General features: G+C 51.5%; 4 protein-coding genes. 3 read left to right on the top strand and 1 reads right to left on the bottom strand.

Going from position 1 to position 5236, the window contains the following annotated elements:
- From ACJMM9_RS09555 to ACJMM9_RS09545, 3 genes are all read left to right on the top strand, one after another.
- Window positions 1–721 (top strand): Hsp70 family protein (locus tag ACJMM9_RS09555; protein WP_405326135.1); only part of this gene is annotated, 721 nt, incomplete at its 5' end.
- A gap of 266 nt (window positions 722–987) precedes the next feature.
- A complete protein-coding gene (gene dnaJ / locus ACJMM9_RS09550; protein ID WP_405326133.1) occupies window positions 988–2130 on the top strand; it encodes a molecular chaperone DnaJ in 1143 nt (380 codons plus the stop codon).
- Window positions 2131–2382: 252 nt separating this feature from the next.
- Window positions 2383–2976 (top strand): flavodoxin family protein, encoded by a 594-nt coding sequence (locus tag ACJMM9_RS09545; RefSeq protein ID WP_405326131.1) that lies wholly within the window; start codon window positions 2383–2385, stop codon window positions 2974–2976.
- Here the strand turns inward: ACJMM9_RS09545 and ACJMM9_RS09540 are convergent.
- A complete protein-coding gene (locus ACJMM9_RS09540) occupies window positions 2969–4996 on the bottom strand; it encodes a glycoside hydrolase (RefSeq protein WP_405326129.1) in 2028 nt (675 codons plus the stop codon). The two genes, ACJMM9_RS09545 and ACJMM9_RS09540, sit on opposite strands and share 8 nt — an antisense overlap.
- Window positions 4997–5236: the final 240 nt, after the last annotated feature.

The following is a 5236-nucleotide window of genomic DNA, read 5'->3' as shown; positions in this document are numbered from 1 at the left end:
TCTCGGTATCGAAACTCTCGGTGGCGTGATGACCAAGCTCATCGACCGTAACACCACGATTCCGACCAAGAAGAGCCAGGTGTTCTCTACCGCCGAAGACAACCAGCCGGCTGTGACGATTCACGTGCTCCAGGGCGAACGCGAATTTGCTCGCGACAACCGTACCCTCGGCAAGTTCGACTTGACCGACCTCCCGAAGAAGCCGCGTGGCGTGCCGCAGATCGAAGTGACTTTCGATATCGACGCTAACGGCATTGTGCACGTGTCTGCCAAGGACAAGGAAACCGGCAAGGAACAGTCCATCAAGATTACTTCTTCCAGCGGCTTGTCTGAAGACGAAATCAACAAGATGGTGAAGGATGCCGAAGCCAACGCTGCCAAGGATAAGGAACAGCGCGAACTCGTGGACATCAAGAACCAGGCCGAACAGATGGCTTACCAGGCTGAAGGTCAGCTCAAGGAATTTGGCGACAAGCTCCCGGCTGATACCAAGAGCCAGCTCCAGGCTGCTATCGATGACATCAAGGCCAAGAAGGACAACGGCACCAAGGAAGAAATCAAGGCCGCTATGGACAAGCTCCAGGGCATGATTAGCTCCATGGCTCAGGCTGCCGGTGCAAACCAGGCTCAGCCGGGTCCGCAGCCGGGTGCTTCTGAACAACCGAAGAACGACAAGAAGGGCGATGGCCCGGAAGTCGTCGACGCTGAAGTGGTTGACTAGTTAGACGAGAGAACGGACCTTCGGTCCTACAGACGAGAGACGAAAGAGGTCTTAAGTTGGAAATTTAATCTTATGGATAAATCTTTCGTCTTTTTACTCTCGTTTATCAAATGGATTAGCTCTCTATTTAGGGAGCAATCCTTTTTGTTTAAAAGAAGATTTTTTGTTATGACGACTGTATTTAGGGATTTAAGAGAAAAAAATTAAGGAGATTAAACTCTCGTCTCTCGTCTCTCATCTCTCGTCTAATTTGCCCGGAGGGCAAAATGGCTGAAAAACGAGATTATTACGAAGTTTTGGGCGTCGGCAAGGACGCAAGTGCTGATGAAATCAAGCACGCTTATAAGAAGCTTGCTATCAAGTACCATCCGGACAAAAACCCGGGCGACAAGGAAGCTGAAGAAAAGTTCAAGGAAGCTGCCGAAGCTTACGACGTACTCTCTAATCCTGAAAAGCGCAGAAACTACGACCAGTTTGGCTTCAACGCTCCTGGTGGCGGTTTTGGCGGTGGTGGATTCGGTGGTGCCGGATTCGACATCAACGATATCTTCAGCCAGTTTGGCGATATCTTTGGTGGCGGCTTTGGTTTCGGTGGCGGTGGCCGCAGAAGTTCCCGCAAGGCAGGGCCTCCGCGTGGTAACGACTTGCAGATCAAGGTGGCTCTTAGCTACAAGGAAATTTTCGAAGGCTGCACCAAGAAGGTTCGCTTAAAACGCTATACGCCGTGTACGGAATGTAACGGTAAGGGCGGTACAAACGTCAAGGAATGTAGCACCTGCCATGGCACGGGTCGTGTACGTCGCGTGTCGGGCGGATTCTTCCAGATGGTTTCCGAAAGCGTCTGCCCCACTTGCGGTGGCACAGGCGAGGTGATTGCCAATCCGTGTTCTCACTGCCACGGCGAAGGCCGCATCCAGGAGAGCGAAGAAATCTCCATCAAGATTCCGGCAGGCGTAAGCGAAGGCCAGTACCTGAACCTCCGTGGCGAAGGCAACTGCGGTCCGCGCGGTGGCGCTTGCGGCGACTTGCTTGTCGTGATTGCAGAAAAGCCGGACGATTTCTTCAGCCGTGAAGGCGACGATTTGCATTGCGAAGTCAAGGTTCCGGTCCACAAGTTGGTCCTTGGCGGTACGCAGCGCATCCCGACCATCAGCGGTGACGAAATCCAGATCAAGATTGCCGCTGGTACTCAGGCCGGTAGCGTTCTCCGTCTGCGCGATCAGGGCTTGTGGCCGCTCAAGAAGCAGGGCGACCGCGGAAGCCTCTACGTGCAAATTGGTGTGGACATTCCGAAGGACATCTCCCGCGAAGAGAAGGAGCTTTACCAGAAGCTCGCCGAACTCCGCAAGGACAAGGAAACGGCCCAAGAAGAATCCTTCCTCGAAAAGATGAAGAATCTGTTCAAGTAACACCCATTCGACAAGCTCAGGGCAGGCTCCGTGTCATCCTGAGCGTAGGGCGTAGCCCGTAGTCGAAGGATCCAGTAAAAATCCCGAACGTGAAAAACGTCCGGGATTTTTATTTTATAGTAACATATTTCCGCTCCTTAGGTGTTTAATAGATAAAAGCTCAGAACGCACGTATAAAAAAACGTCATTGCGAGCGTCGCAGACGTGCGGCAATCTCTAATAGCTTTTATTAATTTATTAAGGAGTCGTAAATTGAAGTATGTTATCTTGAACGCAAGCCCGCGCCCGAATAGCAATATCAGCCAAATGCTTGGGATTGTCCGCAACGAACTGTTGGCCTGTGGCGATAGAGTTTTATACGTTGATGTTTGCAAATTGCAATTCCGCCCATGCATCGGCTGCATGAAATGCCGTAGCACACACGATTGCGTTATGCCCGATGACGATGCCAAGCAAGTTTTGCAACTCGTACAAGATTGTGATGCTCTAATCGTAGGCTCGCCGTGCTACTGGGGCAATATGACGGGGCAACTCAAGATGCTTTTTGACCGCTGGGTTTACGGCATGATGGACCATAGCGAAAGCGGCTACCCAATTCCGCTTCTCAAAGGCAAAAAGGCCGTCCTCATCACCACTAGCTCTACCCCATGGCCATTCAACATTCTCTTTAAACAATCCGCTGGGACTGTCCGCGCACTCAAGGAAATTCTTTGCTGGAGCGGTTTCAAGATTGCGGGTGTCTTGCAAAAAGGTGGCACGGTCAAGAATAAGGATCTCACCTCGCGTGAAATCGCTAAATGCCGTAGCTTCGCCAACAAGCTCCACCACGCGCATTCGATTACTTGAACTTTTTCTGATAAACGGTCTTCCCGGCGCTCTTGATGCGCACAATATACGGCGTTTTTGCCAAGTGCGCTACAGGCACTATTGCAGAACCGTCAATGGAACGACGCATCAGGAGTACGCCTTGCAGGTCGTGAATCGTGAGCTGTAGCATCGCTTTCCCGGACAGCGAAGACTTTCCGGATTGCGCCGCAATCCTCGAAACATTCCCGACGTTCACAAGCAGGTCTCCCCCGCTTCTCGTGACCGAGATTTTCGCGACTCCTTGCGCGGCTCGCATCGCGATTTGCGGATCAAGACTCACTTTGCCAGAATCCGGCTCCTTATACGGATGTTCCGGGTCATCGACGATGACCTTGATATCGACAGTGCTTTCGCAGCCATATGTATTCACGTACGTTCCTGTGTAAACACCACTGATTTGCCATTGCATATTCTTGAAACGCACTTCGCGGCCCAGGTAATAGAAGTCGTTCGGGCCTTTCCAAGTCCAGCGGCCACCTTCCCACGGGTGCGGGCCAATCACAAGCGAATCACCGGGATTCACCTTGACTTCGGTCGTCTCATTCCAGCCGCCATCATGAATCTTGACATACGGAATGATCGTGCTTGCTTCGCACGTGCCGCCAGCTGCATTTTCAATGACCATCGTAACGATGGATTGCGCGCCCGCAGTAACCGTAATCGCTTTGTTTGTGACATCAATATCAGCATCATCTTTGAGTGCAGCCGGGAGCGTAAAGCGGTGGACTTTTGCCTTTTTGCCGATTGTCGTGAACTTGCTCAAGTTGAACGTGTACTTAGCATCACTAGAGCCTGTATTCAGTACCACGAGCACAAGCGAGCTATCTTCGCGAATGGCTGCAAGCGTATTGCTGTTATCGCTATCGATAAAGCGCGAACCTGGACGAATCGCTCTGCTAAACGTGGCATGCATGTAGAATCGCGGTGCATAAGAGAACGTCTGTCTTTTGTGGTCTGCAATAATCGTGCGCCAGTTCTCGGCAGGGTCTGAAAGCTGCCAATCGACCCAAGCGCTTGCATGCATATCGCGGAGGTCATGCAAAATCACATCAGCCATCCAAAGCGTAATGTCGAGGTCACCACTGCGATGGAGCGGCCCCGATTCGGATTGCCAAACGCGCTTGTCAGCGGCAAATGCGGCATTGTAAAGCTTGGCACGTGAATCGTAACCGGAATAGCTATGCGTGTTCACCTGGAACATGTAAGAGCGCGCTTCGGCACTGTAGCTGTTGAAACGCGCCAATGCATCGCCAATGTTCGATTCATCAGCGGCACTTACGGATGTTTCAGGGAACAACCCTTTTTTCTTGAGGGCTTTGCCAAGTTCCACAATCATTTCGGACTGTTTGTTCTTGAAACCGCAGCCTTCCTGGTCGCCATTCGCCTTCCACCAGCCTGCACTCGGCTCATTGAACGGCTCAATCGTGCGGAACGTGATGCCCCATTCTTCCTTGAAATGTTTTGCGACTTCGGAGAGGTAATCCGCAAAATCGTCAAAGTAGTCGGACTTGAGATTATCGGCGCCATTGACACCGCCCGAAACGCAACCGCTGTTCGTCATCCACCACGGCGGGGAATTCGAGAACGCCTCGAAAATAGGGTCCTTTGCCATTTTAGCAAGAGCAAATGCGATGTTGCGCTGGTTCGGGTCTGCCGTCCAGTCATAATCGCCTTTTTCCGTCGGCTTGTAGCCGGGAACTGCGGCTCCCCCATCGCCTTTGGTCAAATGGTTATGGCCAGGCTGGTCGCCACCGCCGATGTTGTAGCGGAAAATATTGTAACCGAGGCCCGTGTCCGGGTCGGCCACAGCGCCCAAAAGCTTCGTGTAGTTCGCCTTGTCCCAGCCGCCGACGAGTTCAGCCCACCAACAAAGGCTTGTACCCCAGCCTTCAAAAATCTGGTATTTTTTGCCCGGATCTACGGCGACCTTCGTCTGGGCATAGACGGCACTGCAAGCGAAAGCTGCGGCCGTTGCGACAAAAAACAGTTTACTCTTCAATTTCTCAACCCCATGTGTCGGCGCATTTCGATGCGCGGTTCATTACTCTCTAAAAATCCATTATTTTAAAGAAAAGCGGACACCCTAATTCAAGAAATTATTGACTAATTGTCATTTTACAGCGTACACGTAAAAAAGTGACCCACCGGCGTAGTGAACTGAACCCAAAAAGTTGGACAGTTTAAAGTTAGGATAAAACAGTGTTATGAGTTCGGTATTGTACCGGGCTCATTCCTTTTA

It is taken from the genome of Fibrobacter sp., from assembly GCF_045112255.1.
Taxonomy (GTDB): Bacteria; Fibrobacterota; Fibrobacteria; order Fibrobacterales; family Fibrobacteraceae; genus Fibrobacter.
Note: the sequence above shows the minus strand (reverse complement) of the source record. Positions and strands in the feature narration are given on the sequence as shown.

Bases quoted from the DNA above. Each gene is read 5' to 3' on its own strand.
- dnaJ (WP_405326133.1), top strand. From the start codon at position 988: ATGGCTGAAAAACGAGATTATTACGAAGTTTTGGGCGTCGGCAAGGAC.